A 21,746-nucleotide genomic window follows, 5' to 3' on the forward strand; every position below is an offset into this window, starting at 1 on the left:
GTTAAATAATGGTAAAACTTTGGAAACTATTTAGGTTTTTAAAGTTTCCTGATTTATTTTTGTTGCCCCTATGAAAGAAAAAATTTTGGACAAGGCTATCGATATGTTTTTGAACTTAGGGTTCAAAAGTGTGACCATGGATGACCTCGCCAATGAGATCGGTATATCAAAAAAAACGATTTATACCCATTTCGAAAATAAAACGAAATTGGTCGAGGCCAGTACGAATCAGCTTTTTTGCTCTATATCTCAAGGCATCGACCATATCTGTTCATGGCACAAAAACCCCATTGAAGAACTTTATGAAATAAAAAAGTTCGTAATGGTCCATTTAAAAGACGAGAAATCGTCACCTCAATACCAGTTGCAGAAATACTATCCGAAAATATACGGTTCGATGCGCACACGACAGTACGAAGTTATGCAAGAGTGTGTAGTGTCGAATGTCAAAAGAGGTATTGACCAAGGTATTTATCGTGAAAATCTAAATATCGATTTTGTGAGTAGAATCTATTTTGCCGGAGGCACAAGTCTAAAGGACCGTACATTGTTTCCGGTCGATAAATTTCCCGCGACAGAATTAATGGACAACTATCTGGAATACCATCTTCGAGGAATCGTTACCCCAAAAGGAAGAAAAATATTGAATTCTATCATCAACTCAAACCAAGAATAATGAGGAATCATTTTGTACTATTTTTAGCAACTTTTGTAATAAACTTGGGTTTTGGCCAAGAACAAGTCGCTGAAAAATCGAGCTTCACCTTAGATGAAGCCATCTCCTTCGCGCTTGAAAACAACTATAGTGCAATCAATGCAAATCGCGATATCATAGATGCCCAAAAGCAAAAGTGGGAGACTATCGCAACCGGGCTGCCCCAAATCGACGGAAACATTAGTTATCAAAACCAGTTGAAACAACCGGTTTCTTTAATTCCCGCCGAATTTTTTGGAGGGGAGCCAGGAACATTTCAGCCCATTACTTTTGGTCAGCCCCAACAAGCAGTCGCAACCGCAACCCTTCGCCAACAAATTTTTGACGGATCGTATATCGTAGGCGTTCAGGCTACCAAGGCATTTTTGCGCTATAGTGCCAACAATAAGGAAAAGACAGATCTCGAGGTCAGAAAAGCAGTAACCGAAGCCTATGGCAATGTCTTGTTGGCCCAAGAAAGTGTTGCCATACTCGAAAAGAACAAAACGACTTTGGAGAAAAATCTATTTGAAACGCAAAAACTCTTCGAAAACGGATTGGGCGATGAAGAAAGTGTCGAACAATTACAGATTACACTGTCTTCAGTCGAAAACCAACTTAAAAATGCCGTTCGCCTGAACCATATTACCCTTCAAATGTTGAACTTGGTCATGGGCATTGCCATCGATGCACCGACACAATTGAGTGAAAATCTTGATAATCTGGCACAAAAACAGATTGACCTACAATTGTTGGAAACCGAATTCAACATCGAGAACAACGTAGACTATAAGTTGGTCGAAAACCTGAACGAGCAACGCTATTTTGAACATAAATTGGCCAAAAGTAGGGCACTGCCCACCTTAAACGCCTTTATAAATTATGGCAGTTCGGCCTTTGCCGATAATTTCAATTTTCTAAATGGTGATCAAGAATGGTTCGATTCCTCTGTTTTAGGATTTGACCTCAGCATACCGTTGTTCAGTTCCGGTAAACGAAGTGCCAGTACGGCAAGGGCAAGGATTGCAATGGAAAAGGCCAAAACTGAAAAACAAGAAGCCGAGGAACAGATTCGTCTGCAATTGGAGAATGCCAAAAGCGAATACCAACTGGCAGTTGAAGAGTACCAGACCGCAAAAGACAATCTTGGTCTTGCCGAACGTATCGAAAACAAGAACCAAATCAAGTATTCCGAAGGAATCGCCAGCAGTTTTGAATTGCGTCAGGCACAGACCCAGCTTTATGACGCACAGCAAGGCTATCTACAATCAATGGTAGAAGTCATCAACAAAAAAACCAATTTAGAAACCATATTGAACGAAAAGTAAGTTTATTGGGTTTATCGGTTCATAGTTTTAGGCATAAAAAACATTACTCCCGACCATGATATGAAAGTATTCTCTTTTGAAAAATTGAAGGTTTGGCAAAAAGCCAGGGAACTTTCGGTCAAAGTTTATAAGACGACCAAGGCATTCCCAGAAGAGGAGCGATTTGGACTGATAAGTCAGATGAGGCGGTGCGTTATCTCAATTTCATCGAATCTTGCTGAGGGAACGGGAAGACATTCGGCAATGGACAAGGCAAGATTTACCGAAATGGCGTTTGGTTCTGCCTTAGAGCTTCTAAATCAATCTATTCTTAGCCATGATATGACATTTCTATCCGATGAAGACTATGATGACCTACGCAAATCGATTACAGAAATAACGGCAATGTTGGATGGCCTTTACAAATCACAAATAAACCAATGAACATTTCAACACATAAACCCATAACACATCAACATATAAATATCGCCACTATGAAAAACATAATGTATTTGCTAATCGCTTCGATTCTTTTGGCATCCTGTGGAGGAAAGCAATCACAGTCGGTCGAAGATTTGGTCGCCCAAGGCGATTTGGAAGCCATTCGCGCCAAAAAATCTGAAATTTCAGAGCAACAAAGACAACTTGAGGCCACTATCAGATTATTGGATTCAGCTATTGCCATGAAATCGGGAGAGGAAAAAATGCCTCTCGTGACCACCATCACCACCGAAGCACAGAAATTCGAGCATTTCTTGGAATTGCAAGGCAATGTCCAGACCAAGCAGAACGTGCTCATCTATCCTGAAATGGCCGGCACGCTGCAAAGAGTCTATGTCAAGGAAGGTCAGCGTGTGGCCAAAGGGCAAATGCTCGCCTCTATCGACGATGGAGGAATGGGCAGCCAATTGGCCCAGTTGAAGACCCAGGCAGATTTGGCCAAAACGACCTTCGAGCGCCAAAAGCGGCTATGGGAACAGAAAATCGGTTCCGAGATCCAATACCTGCAGGCAAAGAGCCAATACGAATCTACGGAAAGCGCGGTAAAACAAGCTGAAAGCCAATTGGGAAAATCGACCATTAGGGCACCTTTTTCCGGTATCATCGATGATGTCATCAAGGATCAAGGTACCGTGGTATCTCCCGGTCCGGGATCTGAGGTTTTCCGAATAGTAAATTTATCAGATATGTATATCGAGGTAGACGTACCCGAAACCTATATAAGTGGAATCACGAAGGGTAAGGAAGCGATCGCTTACTTTCCCGTCTTGGGCGATACCGTTCGCACAAAGATCCGACAGACCGGTAATTTTATCAATCCGAACAATCGGGCCTTTACGGTAGAAATTCCCGTTCCCAATGAAAAAGGTAATATCAAGCCGAACCTAACGGCAAAGGTAAGTCTCAACGATTATTCAAATGATGCGGCCATTGTTATCCCCCAAGGGATCATATCGGAAAATGCCGAAGGACAACAATATGTATACATTGCCGAAAAATCAGATGACCCCAACAAGGCCAAGGTCAGAAAACAGATTATCACCACGGGCAAGACCCAAGGCAGCGTGGTCGAAGTGCTTACGGGCATCTCGAACGGGGACGAACTTATCAGGGAAGGTGCCAGAAGCGTAAAAGATGGTCAAAATGTTGAGATTTTAAATCAGTAATTAGACGGTAGACGATAGGTAAAGTAAAAACTATTTGATATGAAGAACATCAAGTTTGCCTTTGAAGATTTAAATGTCTACGAAAAAGCTCTTGATTCTGTTGATCTGGCCTATGAAACTACAACCAACTTCCCAAAACATGAACTTTACGGGCTTGTATCGCTATTAAATAAGGCTGCCGTTTCCATTGCCTTAAATATAGCCGAAGGTTCTGGGCATACGAGTCCCCAATTGAATCGTTTTCTTCAAATAGCCATCAATTCGGTCAAAGAATGTGTGGTTTGCTCGACCGTTGCAAGTAGAAGAAAATATATAAGCGCAATAGAGGACAACGAAATAAGACAAAAGTTGGAAGAATTATCCAAAATGATGGGACTTCAGAAATATCTAAAAAAATAAATGAAATAAGGTTCTTAAAGGAAATACTAACGTCTAAGAACTATCAACTACATACTAATCATGAGTAGACAGAAAAAAAATGCAGATAAAGAGTTCGGACTATCGTCATGGGCGATAGACAATCCGTCGGTCATTTATGTAATGATCGCCATCTTTCTATGGATAGGGTTCAAGGGCTACCAGTCCATGCCACGTGAAGATTTTCCCGAAATCGTAGAGACAAAGGTCTATATCAGCACTCCTTATCCGGGAAATACCGCTGAAGATGTTGAACGCCTCATCACGGATCCGTTGGAAGAACGCTTGAAAAATGTGAGTAACGTGGTTGAAGTTACTTCTACCTCCCAAGAAGATTATTCGATAATAACGGTGGAGTTCGATGAGGAAATTTCGGTAGAATCGGCCAAACTCAAGGTCAAGGACGAGGTCGATGGTGAAAAGGCCAGCGAAGATTGGCCAACTTTCAATAATGCAAAGGTCGAACCCAATATTTTTGACCTAAATCTCTCGGAATCCTTTCCGATAATGAACGTGAATTTTACGGGTGACTATCCCGTGGAAAAATTGAAGGAGTTCGCCGAATACATGCAAGATGAGATAGAAGACCTGCCGGAAGTCAAGGAAGTAAGCATTCGTGGTGCCCAAGAAAAAGAGGTCGAAGTGGCCGTCGATGTCTATAAAATGATGGCGGCAAAAGTCAGTTTTCAAGATGTATTGGGAGCCATAAGCAACGGAAATACCACGATGTCGGCCGGCAATATAGAATCGGGCGGTCAGCGTCGCACCATTCGTGTTTTGGGAGAGATCGAAGACCCTGAACAACTGAACGATTTTGTGGTAAAATCGGAAAACGGGGCAATATATCTCAAAGACATCGCAACCATAAAATTCGATGAAGAAGAAAAGACAACCTATGCCCGTGAATTTGGGGAAAGCGTGGTAATGCTCGATATTAAAAAACGGTCGGGCAAGAATATGATCGAAGCCACTACCAAGGTCAGGGAGCTTGTCAAAGAGGCGCAGCAAAACTACTATCCGGCCGACCTGAACATAACGATCGCCAATGATTCCTCCGGTAGGATTTTGAACCAAGTTGACGATTTGGTCAATAACATCATCTTCGGGATAATTTTGGTGGTAACGGTTCTGATGTTCTTTTTGGGTTTTCGAAATGCCCTGTTCGTCGGTTTTGCCATACCCATGTCGATGTTCATGTCGTTCATGATCTTGAACAATCTAAGCGGCTTGGTCGATGGCATGAGCTTTACCCTCAATACGATGATTCTTTTCGGCATGATTATGGGCCTTGGTATGATGGTCGATAACGGTATCGTTGTGGTCGAGAACGTCTACAGACTGATGAGCGAGGGCATGTCACGTACCGAGGCGGCCAAAAAAGGTATTGGCGAAATAGCCTACCCTATCATTATCTCAACGGTAACTACAGTTGCGGCCTTTGTTCCGCTTGGGTTATGGCCCGGAATTTTTGGTCAGTTCATGATCTATTTCCCTATTACCCTATCGGTCGTATTGGGCTCATCACTTTTTGTCGCGATTTTTATGAACTCGATGCTCGTTTCACAATTTATGGAATTGGGCGAAAAAGAGCTGACCAAAAAACAATTGATACGATTGAGCATCATTCTTGTCGGCTTCGGATTGTTCATACTTATCATCGGTGGCCCAATGCGAGGTATGGGTAGCGTAATGATCGTGACGGCAGTTCTATTCTGGATCTACAAATACTTCTTGAAAAAATGGGCTAACGCTTTTCAGAATACCGCCATGGTACGTTTCGAGAATTGGTACGAGCGTCGTATAAAACATTCCCTTCACGGCAATAATGTATATTGGTATTTCGGGATTACTTTTATCTTGTTGATCACGGTATTCATGCTTTTCGGAATGTCTTTGGGCAGGGGCCGTACCAAGGTAGAGTTCTTTCCCGATAATAAGCCTAATGAAATATATGCCTATATCGAATATCCGCAGGGCACTTCGATCGAAAAGACCAATGAGCTGACCAAAGCCATTGAAAAAAGGGTATATGAAGTCGCAAATCAAGACAAATACACTAGTGGGGAGCACAACTATTTAGTGGAATCCGCGGTATCGCAAGTGGGCGAAGGTGCTGGAAACCCGATGACCGATGGTGGTTCGGCAGCAGAAATGCCGCATCGGGGCAAAGTGACCTTATCGATGCGCGAATTCAAATATAGAAATGGCAGGGATACCGAAGAGTTGCGGGCCGAAATACAGGAGGCCCTCACGGGAATCTATCCCGGGGTGGCTATTTCGGTGGAAAAAGAGGCCAACGGGCCTCCGGCAGGTTACCCGATAAATATCGAACTCGAAGGAAAGGACTATACCGAGCTCATCAACACCGCCGAAGACATCCGTAACTTTATCAATACCAAGAACATAGCCGGTATCGAAGAATTGAAAATCGATGTAAACAAGGGCAAACCGTCGATGCAAGTGGTAGTGGATCGTGAAAAGGCGGGTGAATTAGGGGTTTCCGCAGGTCAAGTGGGCCAACAGCTGCGCCGATCTGTATTCGGCGAAAAAGCCGGCGTTTACAAAGTTCATGGAGACGACTATGATATCAATGTCCGTTTCAATGAGGATATTAGGTATAATAAAAGTGCCCTCTTTAACCAGAATATCATTTTTAGGGATCCGGCCAATGGGCAAATAAAAGAGATTCCGGTTTCGGCGGTGGCCACCCAGCGAAATTCCTCAGGTTTCAGTGCCATCAAACATCGTGATAATAAAAGGGTCGTTACCGTATATTCACAATTGAAGCCCGGCTTTAGCGATGCAGGTGCCATAGTCGCCGAGATTCAGAAAGAAATGGAAGAATACAAGGGACTCCCCTCCGATGTAAAAATAGATTATACTGGTCAGATCGAAGAACAGAACAAACAAATGGCATTCTTGGTAGGTGCCTTTTTCTCTGGCCTTGGGTTGATTTTCTTGATATTGATATTCCAGTTCGGTGGTATCTCCAAACCGTTTATCATCATGATCGCCATCTTTTTGAGTTTTATCGGGGTCTTCGGTGGATTAATGATAACAGGATGGTCATTCGTCATCATGATGACCATGATGGGCATCATATCCTTGGCGGGGATCGTGGTCAACAACGGTGTCGTATTGCTCGACTATACCCAAATATTGATCGATCGTAAAAAAGTGGCGCTGGGCATGGATGATAAAGATCTCTTGACCATGCCACAGGTTACCGAAATTATTACCAAGGGCGGCAAGGCAAGGCTACGCCCTGTTATTTTGACCGCCATTACTACGGTATTGGGGTTGATCCCATTGGCCATAGGCTTGAATATCGATTTCTTCTCGCTGTTCTCCGAGTTTGACCCAAAAATATATATGGGTGGTGATAACGTAGTGTTTTGGGGGCCTTTGGCATGGACGGTTATCTTCGGATTGCTCGTTGCCACCTTCTTGACCTTGATCATTGTTCCTGTATTGTTCAACATTTCATATCGTATGAAAATTTGGGCGCGAAAAAATCTAGGTAAAAAAGTTACCGACCAAAAGATCGCTGAGCAGGTAGCTTAACTTGACCTAAGCATTAAAATTGGAATCGTCCCAAATTAGTCTGTAGGGTAATTTGGGACTTCTTTTTTGAAAAGCATAAAATCTACTGCCCTACTTACCATGTACTCGCGCAATACTTCTTAAATTTGCCGACTAAGCAAATTGTTCTATGTATAGAAGTCATACTTGTGGAGAACTCAGGGAATCTGACGTCAACAAAAAGGTAATACTGTCCGGATGGGTACATAAAATACGCGACAAAGGTTTTGTGGCCTGGGTCGACCTAAGAGATCGATACGGAATAACACAGCTGGTCTTCGATGAAGACCGTACTTCGACAAAGCTTTTGGAACAGGCCCGGACACTTGGTCGAGAATTCGTCGTTCAGGTCAAGGGCGAGGTCATTGAGAGGGCCTCTAAGAACCCCAACATTCCTACCGGAAATATTGAGGTATTGGTCGAAGAACTGACCCTGCTCAACAGTTCAAAAACACCCCCCTTTACCATAGAGAACGAAACCGACGGCGGTGAAGACCTTCGAATGAAATATCGCTATCTCGACATTCGCAGAAATCTTGTCAAAGACAACCTCATCTTTCGCAGTAAGGTCGCCATGGCGGTTCGAAAATACCTTTCAGAACAAGGTTTCATCGAAGTGGAAACACCATATTTGATAAAATCGACGCCCGAAGGTGCCCGCGATTTTGTGGTGCCCAGCCGCATGAACGAAGGGCAGTTCTATGCCCTGCCCCAATCGCCACAAACATTCAAGCAATTATTGATGGTCGGCGGATTGGATAAATACTTCCAAATCGTAAAATGTTTTAGAGATGAAGATTTAAGGGCCGACAGGCAACCCGAATTCACTCAGATAGATTGTGAAATGGCCTTTGTTGAACAAGAGGATATTTTGAACGCTTTTGAGGGATTGACCACATTCCTGCTTAAAGAAATCAAAGGGGTCGAAATCGACAAGTTTCCAAGAATGACCTTTGACGATGCCATGAAAAGATATGGTAACGATAAACCCGACATTCGTTTTGGAATGGAATTCGGTGAACTTAACGAAGTAGCCCAACACAAGGATTTCAATGTATTCAACTCAGCAGAACTCGTCGTAGGCATTGCTATACCAGGTGGAAATTCGTACACCCGAAAAGAAATCGACAAATTGACCGATTGGGTAAAACGGCCACAGATCGGGGCCAAGGGTATGGTCTATGTACGGTGCAACGAAGACGGCACTTTCAAATCGTCAGTCGATAAGTTCTATGATCAAGAAGATTTGGCCAAATGGGCCAATGTGACGGGCGCAACTGCGGGTGATCTTATTTGTGTACTTTCAGGGGAAGCACACAAAACCAGAACACAGTTGAGTGCCCTGCGTATGGAACTGGCAGAGCGCTTAGGATTGCGAAAGCCCGATGAGTTCGCTCCATTATGGGTAATCGATTTTCCGTTGTTGGAGCTCGACGAGGAAACCGGAAACTATCATGCCATGCACCACCCCTTTACATCGCCCAAACCCGGACAACTCGAATTGCTTGAAACTGACCCCGGTGCGGTTCGTGCCAATGCCTATGACTTGGTCTTGAACGGAAACGAAATAGGCGGAGGGTCGATTAGGATCCATGACAAAGAAGTACAGAGCGTTATGTTCAAACATCTGGGCTTTACCCCTGAGGAGGCAAAAGCACAATTTGGTTTTCTGATTGACGCCTTTCAATATGGTGCCCCGCCCCATGGCGGAATCGCATTTGGCCTGGATCGCCTGGTGGCGATTCTTGGTGGTCAAGAAACCATTCGTGACTTTATCGCCTTTCCAAAAAACAATAGTGGCCGTGATGTGATGATCGACGCACCTGCGCCCATCGACGAAGCGCAGTTGAAAGAGCTGAACCTGAAAGTCGATATTCGATCTTAAATTCTCGATCCCGCTTTTCAGCGGGATTTTTTAATACTTTTAAGTAAGAACAATGTCTTAAATGCCGACCCGACAACAAAAACTATTCACCCAGTTCATCAAATGGCGATATAAGAATATCTCCAACAAGATGTTTACCCATATAATGGCGGTAATAGTTGGCCTACTTGCCGGGTTGGCCGCTGTAACATTGAAAAACCTAACCTATTTTATCGAATCATCACTGGAGAGTGGTATCGTTTTTTCAAGCAATCAATTATACTTTATACTTCCGATCATCGGGCTGACCTTGGTCTACCTTTACGTAAAATTCGTGCATAAAGAAAAATTGGAACACGCCATATCTTCCATTTTGTTCGCGCTCTCCAAAAAGAAGGGTATCATCGACATGAAGAAAATCTATACCCCTTTGATAACGGCTCCGTTGACCGTCGGTTTTGGAGGTTCTGTCGGATTACTTGGGCCAGCGGTTGCCTCGGGGTCGGCGATCAGCTCGAATTTGGGAAGACTACTTCACATCAATGCCAAAACACGCTCTTTGTTGATCGCCTGTGCTTCCGCAGGTGCCATTGCCTCCATATTCCAATCTCCCATTGCCGCCATTATTTTTGCGGTAGAGGTTTTTAGTATGGATTTTACCATGCTTTCGATGCTTCCCCTGCTATTGGCCTCTATATCAGGAGTGCTTACCTCGTATTTCTTTTTGGGCAACGAGGTTTTGTTCAATTTTTCATTGGCCGACAGTTTTGAGGTAGAGGATACCCTGTTCTATATCTTATTGGGGGTCGGTACCGCCTTTGCTTCAATTTATTTTACCAAAATGTATTTTGGTATACTCAGATTGTTCGAGCCATTGAGAAGTCCCAAATACCGATTATTGGTAGGTGGATTGGCAATAGGGATTATGCTGTATTTCATCCCGCCGTTATACGGCGAGGGTTTCGGCTTTATCAACAACCTTTTGGAAGGTAACCACGTCGCCGCTCTGGGAACCACTCCTTTTGATGCTTATATGGACAATATTTGGATCGTCATTGCCTTATTGTTCGGGCTGACCATTTTCAAAGCCGTGGCAATGACCACCACCTTTGCCGCGGGAGGTGCCGGAGGAATCTTTATTCCCACCATGGTAATGGGCAGCGCCTTGGGCAATGTGGTCGCCAAGGTCATCAACCATTCCGGACTCGGGTTCGCGGTGTCGGAAAGTAATTTTACACTGATCGGTATGGCCGGCCTGATTGCCGGAGTACTACATGCCCCATTGACAGCGATATTTCTAATAGCCGAAATTACAGGGGGCTACGAACTCTTCGTACCCTTGATGATTACAGCGGCCATATCATATTTAATCACAAAAAATGCCGTTGACCATACGATTTATACCCGCGAACTTGCAGAACAAGGAGCTTTGCTCACTCATGATAAGGATGAAAACGTGTTAAATGTCATGCAGCTCGATGATGTAATTGAAATGGATTTTAAAGATGTAAGGCCCACTATGTTCTTGGGTGAGATGTTGCATGAATCGGTTTCGAAATCGACGCGCAACCTTTACCCCGTAGTAAATCAAGACGGTGTTCTTGTAGGGGTCGTACTGCTCGACGACATACGTGAATTCATGTTCGATACGGCCCTTTACCGAACTACAACGGTATCGACCTTTATGCAGCAACCTCCTGAAGTCATCCTTTACGGGGAAGATACCATGCAAAAGGTGATGCGAAAATTTCAAGTTAGCGGAGCGTGGAACCTTCCGGTCATCAAAAATGGAAAGTACCTTGGTTTTGTCTCGAAATCAAAACTGTTGACGGCCTATCGACGCGAACTGATCAATTTTACCAAATGAAGCATCTCATTCTCTTAATCGTAATTGCATCTTTTGTATCCATAATCTACGGGTTCACTTTGCCGGAGGGAGAAACACTCCTGGCCGATAAATTTATCGGGGCTGGAACAGTCGGGCTTTTTTTGGTGGCCATGCCACTTTTCTTGTTTACCTACAGCAAGGGAAAGAAAATGAAAGATTATATGCTCACCGATGAGAACATTCGAAAAATGAGAGGTGAAGATATCGAAAAGCCTGAAAATCAATGATGTTTGAAAACATATACTGTCATTTTTCTACCAACTTTCAACAAAAAAACATAAATTAGTAGTGATTATTAGTAATTAATTTTTATTGGAATGACTGGAACAGTTAAATTTTTCAATGAATCCAAAGGTTACGGGTTCATTACCAACGACGAAACCGGAAAAGACATTTTCGTTCACGCCACTGCGCTCAACGGAACTGAGCTTAAGGAAGGCGACAAAGTAGAATACGTAGAAGAAGAAGGACGCAAGGGAATGGTAGCTGCGCAAGTGCAGGTCACTGGATAATAAGTATCTTATTTTGAATGATCAGGAGACCCTGACCTATATATGGTCAGGGTTTTTTAGTGCCGTTGGTGTAATAGTTTCAATTAATTCAAATTGCGTTTTTGCACGAAGAACTTTCTTAACAAATCGGAAGCTTCATCCTCTAAAATGCCACCCAAGACTTTTGTCTTTGGGTGCAACTTCGTGCCCAATGCCCCATACCCACGTTGCGGATCTTTGGCCGCATAAACAATTTTTGAAATCTGACTCCAATATAGAGCTCCAGCGCACATCTGACAAGGCTCTAAAGTAACATACAATGTACATTCATGCAGATACTTGCCTCCCAGAAAATTTGCCGCAGCAGTAATAGCTTGCATCTCTGCATGGGCGGTCACATCGTGCAGTTGCTCGGTCAAGTTATGCGCCCTGGCAATTATTCTATCTTTTACGACCACAATTGCCCCAATAGGCACCTCGCCCTTCTCAAAGGCGGCCTCCGCCTCTTGCAAGGCCTTTCTCATAAAATAAGTATCATCGAAAGGGAGTACCATGAGGACAAAAATACGATACTGAAATGAGTAATCTCTGATACATACAGTTGAAAACAAGTATCAATAAATTTCAGAAATGCTGGTCATAAGTTCTTATTCATTTCTTAAACTCCATTTTATAAACCTCAAAGTAAAGTAAGAGCTCTTGAAGATCTAAACATCCCGTCTTTCGATAAATACTTTTCTCCATTTTTTCGACCTTCCCCTTTGCAAGACCCAAAATTTCTGCCAGCGCCGAGCTACCCAGTTGAAATTGCATCATCTCAAGAACGAGCATTTCTTGCCGGGTAAATTCAACGGTATGTGCCCTTGCTTCGGTTTTGATTCTATTGAACCGATTGTTCCCCTTCATATAAAACTAACTTAAATTGACCTAAAAAAATGAGCGGAAGACAATGCCCCTTCCCTAGAAATATTGAAAGATCCTCGGTACTGTTTCAAACGTATCAGTTGACAAAACAGCTTAAGTTCTTTTATAAGAAGAACTTCCTAATGGTCAAACAAATGAAAATTACTATTTAGGATTCAATATTCTTAGTTGACGATATCAAACTTAACCCTATCAATCAAGTAAAAAAATACCCTGAAATGGGTATATTCTTTACGAAGTTGGAATTTCAAAGTTTGTTCATAGGCTTTTTGCGCGGTAACTTAATGAACCGGTATTCCCCTAAATCACAACCCAGTCTTTTTTAGTGAATTATTAAACTTAGCAACGGTATACTAGTGAATACCCTTAAATTTGCCAATTGAAAATGCAGTTGCTAAAACATATCAGATGTCCTGATGATCTTCGTAAACTCAAAGAAGAAGATCTACCGCTACTTGCCGATGAACTTCGCGACTTTATCATTGATATCGTTGCGGTCAAAGAAGGTCATTTAGGGGCGAGCCTTGGCATTGTTGAACTGACCATTGCCCTACACTATGTATTCGATACCCCGAACGATAAATTGGTTTGGGATGTCGGCCATCAGGCTTACGGGCACAAAATATTGACGGGGCGAAAAGAAATTTTCGATACCAATAGGCAGCTTGGGGGCATTAGTGGTTTCCCGAAACGAAGCGAGAGCGAATATGATGATTTCGGTACCGGGCACAGTTCAACTTCAATTTCTGCCGTTTTGGGCATGGCCATTGCCTCGCAATTAAAAGGTAAGCACGAAAGACAACATATCGCCGTCATCGGTGATGCTTCCATTGCAGCTGGAATGGCCTTTGAGGGCCTCAACCATGCCGGTGTGACCGATGCCAATATTTTAATAGTACTGAACGACAATGCCATTGGAATCGACCCCAGCGTGGGGGCACTGAAAAAATACCTGACCAATGTGAAAAGGGGCGTTGCCAAAGATGAAAATATTTTCGAATGTCTCAACTTCGACTATTATGGCCCTGTTGACGGCCATGATCTAAATGCCCTGCTCAGCGAACTCAAAAGGCTAAAATCGGTCAAAGGCCCTAAATTGCTACATGTTATCTCCACCAAGGGCAAAGGCCTGCAACAGGCTGAAAAGGATCAAGTTACTTATCATGCCCCAGGCAAGTTCGATAAGAAAACAGGTGAACTGGAGAAAAGATCCGCCGACGGACTACCGCCCAAGTATCAGGATGTATTTGGACATACAATGGTTGAACTGGCCCATCAAAACAAAAAAATTGTAGGGATCACTCCTGCCATGCCTACCGGTAGTTCTTTAAAATATATGATGGAGACCTTTCCCGACAGGGCATTCGACGTCGGTATCGCCGAACAACATGCCGTTACCATGGCTGCCGGAATGGCCGCGGAAGGCCTGATACCATTTTGTAACATATACTCCACTTTTTTACAACGGGCCTATGACCAAGTCATTCATGATGTGGCCCTCCAAAATTTACCCGTTATCTTTTGTCTGGATCGTGCAGGCATCGTAGGCCAAGATGGAGCTACCCATCATGGCATGTATGATCTTGCCTACTTGCGCTGCATACCGAACCTTATTATTTTTGCCCCCTTGAACGAAACCGAACTCCGCAATATTATGTATACGGCCCAGATGGGATTGCAACATCCGATCGCGATACGTTATCCAAGAGGTAGAGGCGTCGTTACGGATTGGAAATTGCCCTTCGAAATAATTGAAATGGGAAAAGGGAAGGAGTTAAAGAAAGGTTCGAAAATTGCGATATTATCCGTCGGCCATATCGGGAATATGATTTCCGATTTAATCGAACGTCTTGATTTCAAATCACTTATCGGACATTATAATATGAGATTTGTCAAACCCATCGACAAGCATCTGCTACAAATGGTCTTTGACCAGTACGAGTATGTAATCACCGTAGAAGATGGTTGCAAAATAGGTGGTTTTGGCAGTGCCGTTTTAGAATCGGCCAACACCATGGGCCTAAAAAAGAATATTAAAATATTTGGGGTTGAAGATGTTTTTGTTGAACATGGAACTGTCGAAGAACTTCACCAAGTTGCGGGCATTGACATTTTGACCATCGAAAAATATTTAAGCTCCCTTGTCAATAAATAGTATGTACAAAAAAATTGCACTAAGTTTTTTCTTGTTTTCTTCATTGAATATCATTTGGGCTCAAGATACCATTCCACCTTCAAAGAAAGCGGATACGGTCTTAATTGAAACTACCATCGACACGATGGCAATAGATACGACGGTGGTCGACACTTTGGTCATCAGAAGAGAACAGGAAAGAATCAAGGACATAAAAAAAGGGGTTACCCTAAATACTTCGGTTATTTCCTTTAAGAAAACGAAGCCCTTGGACAAAGAGTATAAAAAGTTTCAAGTGCCGTCGTTCTGGCAAAAAATCAACCTATTGGGACTTAATTTTAGCGAAGTGGCGTTTGTCAATTGGAATGCGGGGGGAAACAACTCAGTATCCGCCTTGGCAAATATCCGTTTCGAACGAAATTACAAGTTTCGATATATTCAATGGGAGAATTACCTCGAAATGCGCTATGGTCTCAATGCCCAAGACAACCAAAAACTGCGGAAGACAGATGATGCATTACGCTTTAGTTCTACGTTCGGTTACCGCAGGGATACCATTAGCAATTGGTACTATTCTGCCAAGGCCAATTTCAATACACAGTTCTCGAACGGATATAAATACCCCGATAGAACCGCGCCCATTTCACGGTCACTATCGCCCGGATACTTCTTTCTAGGGGCAGGTACCAGTTATATTTCTGAAGGACGTAAATTCAATCTTTATATTTCACCCCTGACTCAAAAAGCGACCGTCGTTCTTGACCAAGACCTAGCCGATAAAGGCGCTTTCGGTGTGGAAAAAGCGGTTCTCGATGCCGATGGCAATGTAATTCAAAATGGGAAGAACCTTTTTCTCGAGCTTGGTTTTCTTGTCACCAACCATTGGGAAACCCAAGTTGCCAAGAACATAGCCTTAAAACATAGAATAAACCTATATACCGATTATTTGCGCAAATTCGGCAATATAGATGTAGATTGGGAGCTGAATATGGATCTACAGGTGAACGAATATATCGTCACGACAATCGGCACTCATTTGATATATGACGACGATATTCTTTTTGATCCGGTAAAAGATGCCGATGGAATTGTGATCGATCCCGGAGAGCCCCGTATTCAATTCAAGCAATTATTGGGGGTCGGGGTGTCGTATAATTTCTGAGATTCTGCAAAATAACGAAAGCCTTCCCGAAGGGAAAGCTTCCGCTTTTCATAGCAATTTCTCTCTTTGGCCCGAGAGCAGGGCTACTAACAGTCAAAAACTTACTTCAGTTTTGTTTTGCTTTTTTTACTTGAAAGGCCCTTGAAATATTGAATCCGAAATGGATATCCCCATTAAAAAAACCACCGTTGGTTTCGGCGATGAACCCTTTTTCGATCATCGACACCGCATTGGTAAAGACGAGTTGGAAGATGTGGCCCCCCGTCTCGATATCGACCCCAAAAGCAATCGAGTTCTTTACGTCGATTGATTCAAACGGATTCAAATTATAGTAATACTCCCCGTTAATAGAAACGCGCTGGCTTATTTTAATACGCGTACCAATGCCAAGTGCTACCATATCGTGCGGGTCATTATTCTCGGATACCGTATTAAAATGAATGAATGTGGGCATTAACTGTAATGAGACATTCGGGCCAAATTTTCTAGCCACCAATATTTGACCGGTATAGGTCAGCCGTTCACTAAAGGTGGGTTTGTTCTCTGGCAAGTAATCTTTTATCGTCTTTGCGGTTGTGCTACCAAAAAGTGTCATGCCAAAAGGAAATGGGTTTTCGCCCGACTTTTGTTGAAGCAGCCGGTATTTTCCATAGATATCAAAAGTCTTTTCGAACGAGCTGCGCCCAACGGCCAAGGTGAGCCTATCGTTCAAAGCATATTCAAAACCGAATCTTATGTTCGAATCATCAAGGCCAAAGAGTTGGTCAAAACCGGAATTTATGCGACCGAAACGGTGAGAAATCAAAAATTCCAAAACTCCCGTTTTACGGGTCTCTACAGAGTGCCCGTTCAACAATCGCGTGCCGTTAAAAGTGCCTGAAACCGTCAAAGTGGTGTCTGATGCCTCTTCCTCCAAAATGGATTCCAAATCTTGGGCCAAGTTCTTGAAAGGCAACACCGAGACAATGATGAATAAAAAGAGATAGTTCTTCATACGATTATTCATAGGGTTTGTGATGTAGTTCAAATGATACCTTAATGGTCTTTGCAATGTTATTTGCCACTATGGCCGGAATCTTAATCTTAAAATCGGCGACATCTACCTTAAAATCGCCTTTTAAGATAATCTCGTCATCCATCATTTTTATATCTACCATGGTGCTGATTTCCTTTTTCTCGCCATGAACGGTCAAGGTACCGACTATTTCGGTCGCCGTATTGGTGCCATCAATTTCATTTAGGTTCTTTATCTCGCCCGAGAAAGTAGCCTTAGGGTACTTGTGCGATTCGACATAGTTCTCATTGAAATGCTCTTGCATCAAGGCCTTTTCGAACATGAATGAACGCATCAAAAGCTGAATGGCAATCTTACCCGTGGTGGTATCGATTATGCTCAAGACCTGATTGTTATCGGCCTTGATATCTTCTACGATCGAATGCGAAAAAAAAGATACAAAACCTTCTTTGGTAAGAAACTTGTCTTGGGCACTTGCCATATTCACGGCGGACAACAAAAAAAACAATCCGAAAATTTTTGCCATAAATCTCATTCTACTATAGTACATCTTACCATTATTACATCTAGCAAATATCCTGTGCAGATGCCCTTTATGCCGATATCCTGTCCAACTTTTAAATTCAAAACCTTTCCGTTTTCTTCCGGTAACAAATGGCAAATAATACTGGATTCGGAATCTTCATCCTTTAAAGTAATCACGCTGTTGCCCTTTAGAGTAGATACTTCAAAAACCCTTCCTTTTACCAAAATTACACTTTCAGAGTATTTTTCATTGGTAGCAATTTCATTTTCCTGATATTCATCGATTAGGTTTTGCGCGGTCAAAACGTACGATGCTTCCGCCTGCTTGACATCTAGATGGGGTTTATTGTACCAATAAATCGAGGCCAATAGCAAAGGTATTGCCAGCAGTAAAAAACCTAGTATTATATTAAACCGTGTACCTCTCAAATCAATCGTTTTTTAATTGTTCATGGCTCCGTCATCCACCCAACACTTAATTGCGGTTATTTCGGCCATGGTCAAACTACCCTCTTTGGGCATTGCCCTTGATTGTGTAACATCTTTTATCAAACCCGCGATACCGGCAACACCATTGTATGTTGTAAGATTTGGCGCAAAAGGCTCACTACCGTCGCCATTATGGCAGGGCATACAGTTCGAATCGATCAAAGGCCTGATCGTTTCGCCGTAAAGCACCGGAGTTTCGCATTCGCCATCAACCTGTATTTCTTCATTTTCGACGTTATACTCACACGACAATATCGTTAATGCCATTGTGCCTATTGTCATACTCTTAAGTATTACTTTAATTCTCATATAGGTTTAAAGATAAAGATTAGTCCGTTAGGGGGCTGGTACCGGTATTTAGGATCGGCCAAACCCCCGGGGAAGGGAAACTGATTCCTTTATTGTCGCCACGTGCCTCATCTTGTCCGAAATAATATAATGGCCAACCTTTATACGTTAATTGGGTTCTACCAAAGACATCGATGGCGCCAAAATCGGCAGCGTTGAATATGCTGGGTATTTTGTCCAAAGTGATTTCAGCGATGGGCCAGACCGAGTTATTGGAAAAATCCGGGTTGGTGAAATTATTAGTGTCTTTGGTATCATTGATAAACCCGTAAAGTGTTCTTCCATCTATATCGGTCATATAAAATGTTGCCCCATCACCAGGAGAATAATCCCCTAAATAATTTACTCCATCATGACCCACCAATTGAGCACTGACATACATTAAGGAATAATCGGGTTTGGCGATATACCATACATTGTTCACAGCATCTCCATTAGTGTCACCTGCGGCCGAATCACCTACAAAATAATACAAGGGCCAACCCTTATAGGTGGTTTGCTTCGAACCATCGGATCGGTCGATTGTTGCAAAATCAGAGCTATCCAATCCATCATCGACAATAATATCTTCGCTGTAAAAAACGGGCCATGTGTTCAAACACCCATCAATGCATTGCGATGTTTCCTTTGAATCTAGAGAAAAAAAGTATAATGATATACCCTCGGCATCGGTCATAATACTTCCGAAGCCGGGATCCTCTGCAAGTTTGACCGTGCTCTGTGGTGCCGGCGCGATTTCTGTGTTCAAATTCGCTATTGGCCATACCCCCGGAGCCGGAAAACTAATCCCTTTATTATCTCCACGAGCTTCGTCCTGACCGAAATAATATAATGGCCAACCCTTATATGTCAGCTGTGTTCGGCCAAAAACATCGATCGTGCCGAAGTCTTCAACATTTAGAACACTAGGTATTTTATCAAGGTCAATTTCGGCAATGGGCCAAACGGCATCGTTCGAGAAATCAGGATTTGTAAAATTATTGGTGTCTTTTTGATCATTGATAAAGCGATACAAGGTATTGCCCTCAAAATCTACGAGATATGTGGTAGCACCATCACCTTGCGTATAGTCTTCCAAATAATTATTGCCATCATGGCCGACCAACTGGGCACTGGCATACATCAACGAATAGTCAGGTTTGGCGACGTACCAAATATCGTTGACCCCATCACCGTTGGTATCTCCTTCTGACGTATCGTTGGCGAAATAATACAAGGGCCACCCTTTATAAGTTGTTTGTTTGGCCCCGTCAGTTCTATCAATGGTAGCAAAATCAGCAGTATTCAAGCCCGTATCGACTGTAATGGTCTCTTGAAAGAAAACCGGCCAAGAACTTAGGCAACCATCTAAACACTCTGATGTATCCTTGGTATCGCGCGAAAACAAATAAAGTGATTTTCCTTCGGCATCGGTCATTATTTTTCCGAATGCAGCATTGTCTATGAGCCTAATTGTATTGGGCGTTGGTTCAGGATTATCAATTGGTTGGCCACCACCCGTCTCTGGCGGATCGGGAGCGTCATCTTTACTACATCCAAAGAGCAAAAAAACAATAGTTAGCGTTAAATGGCCTAGATTTTTCATAATTTGTGTTCTTTGTAGTTCTATTTAAAGCCTAAATTAAACCCGTTACCTCACCTGTATCAAATAAAAGACGGTGAACGTGAAAAAATCAAGCTTGAAACCGAATTATTAACCCTAAAGTACTTTCTCTTTGAAAAAAGATAATCTCTACCTGTTCACCTTATTGGCCATCTCGATCATCGTTTTCCTGATCGGCTATTTTAGCATGGCGTATATGGTAAAGGTGAGTACCAACCAATTGTTGGAGATTCAAATTGAGTCGAGCAAGCGAGAGGCACGTGAATTTGCCGAACTTGTTTCGTCGCAGTTGGCGAACGGAATACCCCGTGAGGTCGTCGTCGACAACATTCAAAAAAGTATAGAGGGCACCGACATAGAAACAGGTTTCGTATGTATGTTTGATTGGTCAGGGGTAGAAATATGCCATCCTGACCCCAATAAGATAGGGCAACAGACCAATCCGAACGAATCATATGTTAGATCTATCGAAGACCAGATCAATTCAGAGGATTTTTATGATCTCTTGACCAACAAGAAGTCACAAGGTGGAATCAGGGATTTTTCCAATGAAAATCGAAGCTCTGAGATTATCTACCTGTACCCGGTCAAAAATTCGGATTGGATTATCGCGGCCCACGCGAACATTACGAAAATCGAGAAACAGATCAAACAGTTGAAGTTCAACTTTATGTTGGTCTACCTGTTATCGAGTGCCACCATTGTACTATTATGCCTTCTTATGGTCCGGTTTTTAGGAAGCTATTACGAAAAGACCTTAGAAACCAAAAATGAAAAACTGGCAGAAGAGGTCGTAAATCTTTCGAAACTGAATACCGATCTAGGCAACTATCGCAATCGCATCGCCAAAAAAATAGAGGAGGAAAATCAGGTAGAAAACGACAATTCGGAAGATCAGGTGAAAATTAAGAATAGGCTGTTGACCTATTCAAAAGACAAACTGATAAGCATCAAAGTTGATGAAATCGCCTTTATCGGCACCGAAAATTCAATCACCTGGATCACCTCTCTAGATGGTAAGCGCTATAGCAGCAACTCTAGCCTTGATGAGCTCTATAACAGTTTGGATCCCATGCTTTTTTTCAGGGCCAATAGGCAGTACATCATCTCGGTCCAGGGCATCGATGAAATCTTAAGGTACGGAAACAATCAACTAAAGATAAGGCTGAACCCACCTTCGAGTGAAGCGATTATTATTAGTAAAAATAAGGCTTCAGAGTTTAAAAAATGGTTGAATATGTAGTTTAACGGCATTTTTATCAGTGCCGAACCATAGAAGTTCAGTACTAAAATTTCCGTTTCAAGCGTGATTTTTTCCCCTTCACATAGTTTTATTTGAAAATTGGCATGTAAATTCTTCCCTTTACACCATCAAACAAAAGGTGGTTCCCTACTATTGCCATTCTTCTTTTGTAAACTTTGGGGTTTCTATTGAAATTCTTTTAAAAAGGATTTTTTAAAACACGAAGTGAGCGAGATTATGACGGTTATTTAAGTCATAGAATCGCGGCAATTAATGCACAGGTAATATTCTATTTACCGGTGTCAGACAAAAAACTTCCCTAAGCATATTGATTGTTCGTGACGTCTAAGTCGGCGTACGAACAAAAAATATCGAATATTTAACCATTTTAAT

At 42.6% G+C, this 21,746-nt stretch carries 20 protein-coding genes; 13 read left to right on the forward strand and 7 right to left on the reverse strand.

Annotation, left to right across the window (positions count from 1 at the left end):
- The first annotated feature begins 70 nt into the window (after positions 1-70).
- The 10 genes from ACEZ3G_RS05125 to ACEZ3G_RS05170 all read left to right on the forward strand — a co-directional run bounded on the left by ACEZ3G_RS05125 (position 71) and on the right by ACEZ3G_RS05170 (position 11,931).
- Complete coding sequence (locus ACEZ3G_RS05125) at positions 71-676, forward strand: TetR/AcrR family transcriptional regulator (RefSeq protein ID WP_432424369.1); 606 nt, start codon at positions 71-73, stop codon at positions 674-676.
- Positions 676-2,022 (forward strand): TolC family protein, encoded by a 1,347-nt coding sequence (locus ACEZ3G_RS05130; protein ID WP_432424370.1) that lies wholly within the window; start codon positions 676-678, stop codon positions 2,020-2,022. Before ACEZ3G_RS05125 ends, ACEZ3G_RS05130 begins: the two co-directional genes overlap by 1 nt.
- A 60-nt stretch (positions 2,023-2,082) precedes the next feature.
- On the forward strand, positions 2,083-2,445 hold the full coding sequence (locus ACEZ3G_RS05135) for a four helix bundle protein (RefSeq protein ID WP_432424371.1): 363 nt from the start codon (positions 2,083-2,085) through the stop codon (positions 2,443-2,445).
- 50 nt (positions 2,446-2,495) lie between these two features.
- Positions 2,496-3,668: an efflux RND transporter periplasmic adaptor subunit gene (locus ACEZ3G_RS05140; RefSeq protein WP_432424372.1), complete on the forward strand. Its 1,173-nt coding sequence runs from the start codon at positions 2,496-2,498 to the stop codon at positions 3,666-3,668.
- Between the two features lie 39 nt (positions 3,669-3,707).
- A complete protein-coding gene (locus ACEZ3G_RS05145) occupies positions 3,708-4,067 on the forward strand; it encodes a four helix bundle protein (protein ID WP_432424373.1) in 360 nt (119 codons plus the stop codon).
- 60 nt (positions 4,068-4,127) lie between these two features.
- Positions 4,128-7,649: an efflux RND transporter permease subunit gene (locus tag ACEZ3G_RS05150; protein WP_432424374.1), complete on the forward strand. Its 3,522-nt coding sequence runs from the start codon at positions 4,128-4,130 to the stop codon at positions 7,647-7,649.
- Positions 7,650-7,797: 148 nt separating this feature from the next.
- Positions 7,798-9,552 carry an aspartate--tRNA ligase gene (aspS, locus tag ACEZ3G_RS05155; RefSeq protein WP_432424375.1) on the forward strand — a complete coding sequence of 585 codons (1,755 nt, stop codon included), beginning with the start codon at positions 7,798-7,800 and terminating at the stop codon, positions 9,550-9,552.
- Positions 9,553-9,613: 61 nt separating this feature from the next.
- Positions 9,614-11,398, forward strand: coding sequence for a chloride channel protein (locus tag ACEZ3G_RS05160; protein ID WP_432424376.1), 1,785 nt, complete (start codon positions 9,614-9,616; stop codon positions 11,396-11,398).
- Positions 11,395-11,646, forward strand: coding sequence for a hypothetical protein (locus ACEZ3G_RS05165; RefSeq protein WP_432424377.1), 252 nt, complete (start codon positions 11,395-11,397; stop codon positions 11,644-11,646). Before ACEZ3G_RS05160 ends, ACEZ3G_RS05165 begins: the two co-directional genes overlap by 4 nt.
- A gap of 90 nt (positions 11,647-11,736) precedes the next feature.
- A complete protein-coding gene (locus ACEZ3G_RS05170) occupies positions 11,737-11,931 on the forward strand; it encodes a cold-shock protein (protein ID WP_432424378.1) in 195 nt (64 codons plus the stop codon).
- Positions 11,932-12,014: 83 nt separating this feature from the next.
- On the opposite strand, the gene ACEZ3G_RS05175 is transcribed toward ACEZ3G_RS05170, so the two are convergent.
- Positions 12,015-12,464, reverse strand: a complete 450-nt coding sequence (locus tag ACEZ3G_RS05175; protein WP_432424379.1) for a nucleoside deaminase — start codon at positions 12,462-12,464, stop codon at positions 12,015-12,017.
- Between the two features lie 97 nt (positions 12,465-12,561).
- The gene (locus ACEZ3G_RS05180) at positions 12,562-12,816 is read right to left on the reverse strand and encodes a helix-turn-helix transcriptional regulator (RefSeq protein ID WP_432424380.1); all 255 of its coding nucleotides are present in this window, start codon (positions 12,814-12,816) and stop codon (positions 12,562-12,564) included.
- Between the two features lie 403 nt (positions 12,817-13,219).
- On the opposite strand from ACEZ3G_RS05180, the gene dxs reads away from it, so the two are divergent.
- Positions 13,220-14,989, forward strand: coding sequence for a 1-deoxy-D-xylulose-5-phosphate synthase (gene dxs, locus ACEZ3G_RS05185; RefSeq protein ID WP_432424381.1), 1,770 nt, complete (start codon positions 13,220-13,222; stop codon positions 14,987-14,989).
- 1 nt (position 14,990) lies between these two features.
- Entirely contained in the window at positions 14,991-16,130 is a 1,140-nt protein-coding gene (locus tag ACEZ3G_RS05190; protein ID WP_432424382.1) for a DUF3078 domain-containing protein, read from the forward strand.
- A gap of 106 nt (positions 16,131-16,236) precedes the next feature.
- On the opposite strand, the gene ACEZ3G_RS05195 is transcribed toward ACEZ3G_RS05190, so the two are convergent.
- From ACEZ3G_RS05195 to ACEZ3G_RS05215, 5 genes are read right to left on the reverse strand one after another with little or no spacing between them, the layout of a single operon-like run.
- Complete coding sequence (locus ACEZ3G_RS05195) at positions 16,237-17,124, reverse strand: DUF5777 family beta-barrel protein (protein ID WP_432424383.1); 888 nt, start codon at positions 17,122-17,124, stop codon at positions 16,237-16,239.
- A gap of 4 nt (positions 17,125-17,128) precedes the next feature.
- Positions 17,129-17,671 (reverse strand): YceI family protein, encoded by a 543-nt coding sequence (locus tag ACEZ3G_RS05200; protein ID WP_432424384.1) that lies wholly within the window; start codon positions 17,669-17,671, stop codon positions 17,129-17,131.
- A 5-nt stretch (positions 17,672-17,676) separates the two neighbouring features.
- Complete coding sequence (locus tag ACEZ3G_RS05205) at positions 17,677-18,099, reverse strand: OB-fold protein (RefSeq protein ID WP_432424385.1); 423 nt, start codon at positions 18,097-18,099, stop codon at positions 17,677-17,679.
- Between the two features lie 12 nt (positions 18,100-18,111).
- Positions 18,112-18,468 carry a c-type cytochrome gene (locus tag ACEZ3G_RS05210; RefSeq protein ID WP_432424386.1) on the reverse strand — a complete coding sequence of 119 codons (357 nt, stop codon included), beginning with the start codon at positions 18,466-18,468 and terminating at the stop codon, positions 18,112-18,114.
- A 19-nt stretch (positions 18,469-18,487) separates the two neighbouring features.
- Positions 18,488-20,092 carry a hypothetical protein gene (locus tag ACEZ3G_RS05215; RefSeq protein WP_432424387.1) on the reverse strand — a complete coding sequence of 535 codons (1,605 nt, stop codon included), beginning with the start codon at positions 20,090-20,092 and terminating at the stop codon, positions 18,488-18,490.
- 130 nt (positions 20,093-20,222) lie between these two features.
- On the opposite strand from ACEZ3G_RS05215, the gene ACEZ3G_RS05220 reads away from it, so the two are divergent.
- Entirely contained in the window at positions 20,223-21,353 is a 1,131-nt protein-coding gene (locus ACEZ3G_RS05220) for a LytTR family transcriptional regulator DNA-binding domain-containing protein (protein WP_432424388.1), read from the forward strand.
- Positions 21,354-21,746: the final 393 nt, after the last annotated feature.

It is taken from the genome of Meishania litoralis, assembly GCF_042611095.1.
In the GTDB taxonomy this organism is placed as follows: Bacteria; Bacteroidota; Bacteroidia; order Flavobacteriales; family Flavobacteriaceae; genus Meishania; species Meishania litoralis.

Excerpts from the sequence above, each read along its gene's own strand:
- ACEZ3G_RS05125 (WP_432424369.1), top strand. The coding sequence starts at position 71 with ATGAAAGAAAAAATTTTGGACAAGGCTATCGATATGTTTTTGAACTTA.
- ACEZ3G_RS05130 (WP_432424370.1), top strand. The coding sequence starts at position 676 with ATGAGGAATCATTTTGTACTATTTTTAGCAACTTTTGTAATAAACTTG.
- ACEZ3G_RS05135 (WP_432424371.1), top strand. The coding sequence starts at position 2,083 with ATGAAAGTATTCTCTTTTGAAAAATTGAAGGTTTGGCAAAAAGCCAGG.
- ACEZ3G_RS05140 (WP_432424372.1), top strand. The coding sequence starts at position 2,496 with ATGAAAAACATAATGTATTTGCTAATCGCTTCGATTCTTTTGGCATCC.
- ACEZ3G_RS05145 (WP_432424373.1), top strand. The coding sequence starts at position 3,708 with ATGAAGAACATCAAGTTTGCCTTTGAAGATTTAAATGTCTACGAAAAA.
- ACEZ3G_RS05150 (WP_432424374.1), top strand. The coding sequence starts at position 4,128 with ATGAGTAGACAGAAAAAAAATGCAGATAAAGAGTTCGGACTATCGTCA.
- aspS (WP_432424375.1), top strand. The coding sequence starts at position 7,798 with ATGTATAGAAGTCATACTTGTGGAGAACTCAGGGAATCTGACGTCAAC.
- ACEZ3G_RS05160 (WP_432424376.1), top strand. The coding sequence starts at position 9,614 with ATGCCGACCCGACAACAAAAACTATTCACCCAGTTCATCAAATGGCGA.
- ACEZ3G_RS05165 (WP_432424377.1), top strand. The coding sequence starts at position 11,395 with ATGAAGCATCTCATTCTCTTAATCGTAATTGCATCTTTTGTATCCATA.
- ACEZ3G_RS05170 (WP_432424378.1), top strand. The coding sequence starts at position 11,737 with ATGACTGGAACAGTTAAATTTTTCAATGAATCCAAAGGTTACGGGTTC.
- ACEZ3G_RS05175 (WP_432424379.1), bottom strand. The coding sequence starts at position 12,464 with ATGGTACTCCCTTTCGATGATACTTATTTTATGAGAAAGGCCTTGCAA.
- ACEZ3G_RS05180 (WP_432424380.1), bottom strand. The coding sequence starts at position 12,816 with ATGAAGGGGAACAATCGGTTCAATAGAATCAAAACCGAAGCAAGGGCA.
- dxs (WP_432424381.1), top strand. The coding sequence starts at position 13,220 with ATGCAGTTGCTAAAACATATCAGATGTCCTGATGATCTTCGTAAACTC.
- ACEZ3G_RS05190 (WP_432424382.1), top strand. The coding sequence starts at position 14,991 with ATGTACAAAAAAATTGCACTAAGTTTTTTCTTGTTTTCTTCATTGAAT.
- ACEZ3G_RS05195 (WP_432424383.1), bottom strand. The coding sequence starts at position 17,124 with ATGAAGAACTATCTCTTTTTATTCATCATTGTCTCGGTGTTGCCTTTC.
- ACEZ3G_RS05200 (WP_432424384.1), bottom strand. The coding sequence starts at position 17,671 with ATGGCAAAAATTTTCGGATTGTTTTTTTTGTTGTCCGCCGTGAATATG.
- ACEZ3G_RS05210 (WP_432424386.1), bottom strand. The coding sequence starts at position 18,468 with ATGAGAATTAAAGTAATACTTAAGAGTATGACAATAGGCACAATGGCA.
- ACEZ3G_RS05215 (WP_432424387.1), bottom strand. The coding sequence starts at position 20,092 with ATGAAAAATCTAGGCCATTTAACGCTAACTATTGTTTTTTTGCTCTTT.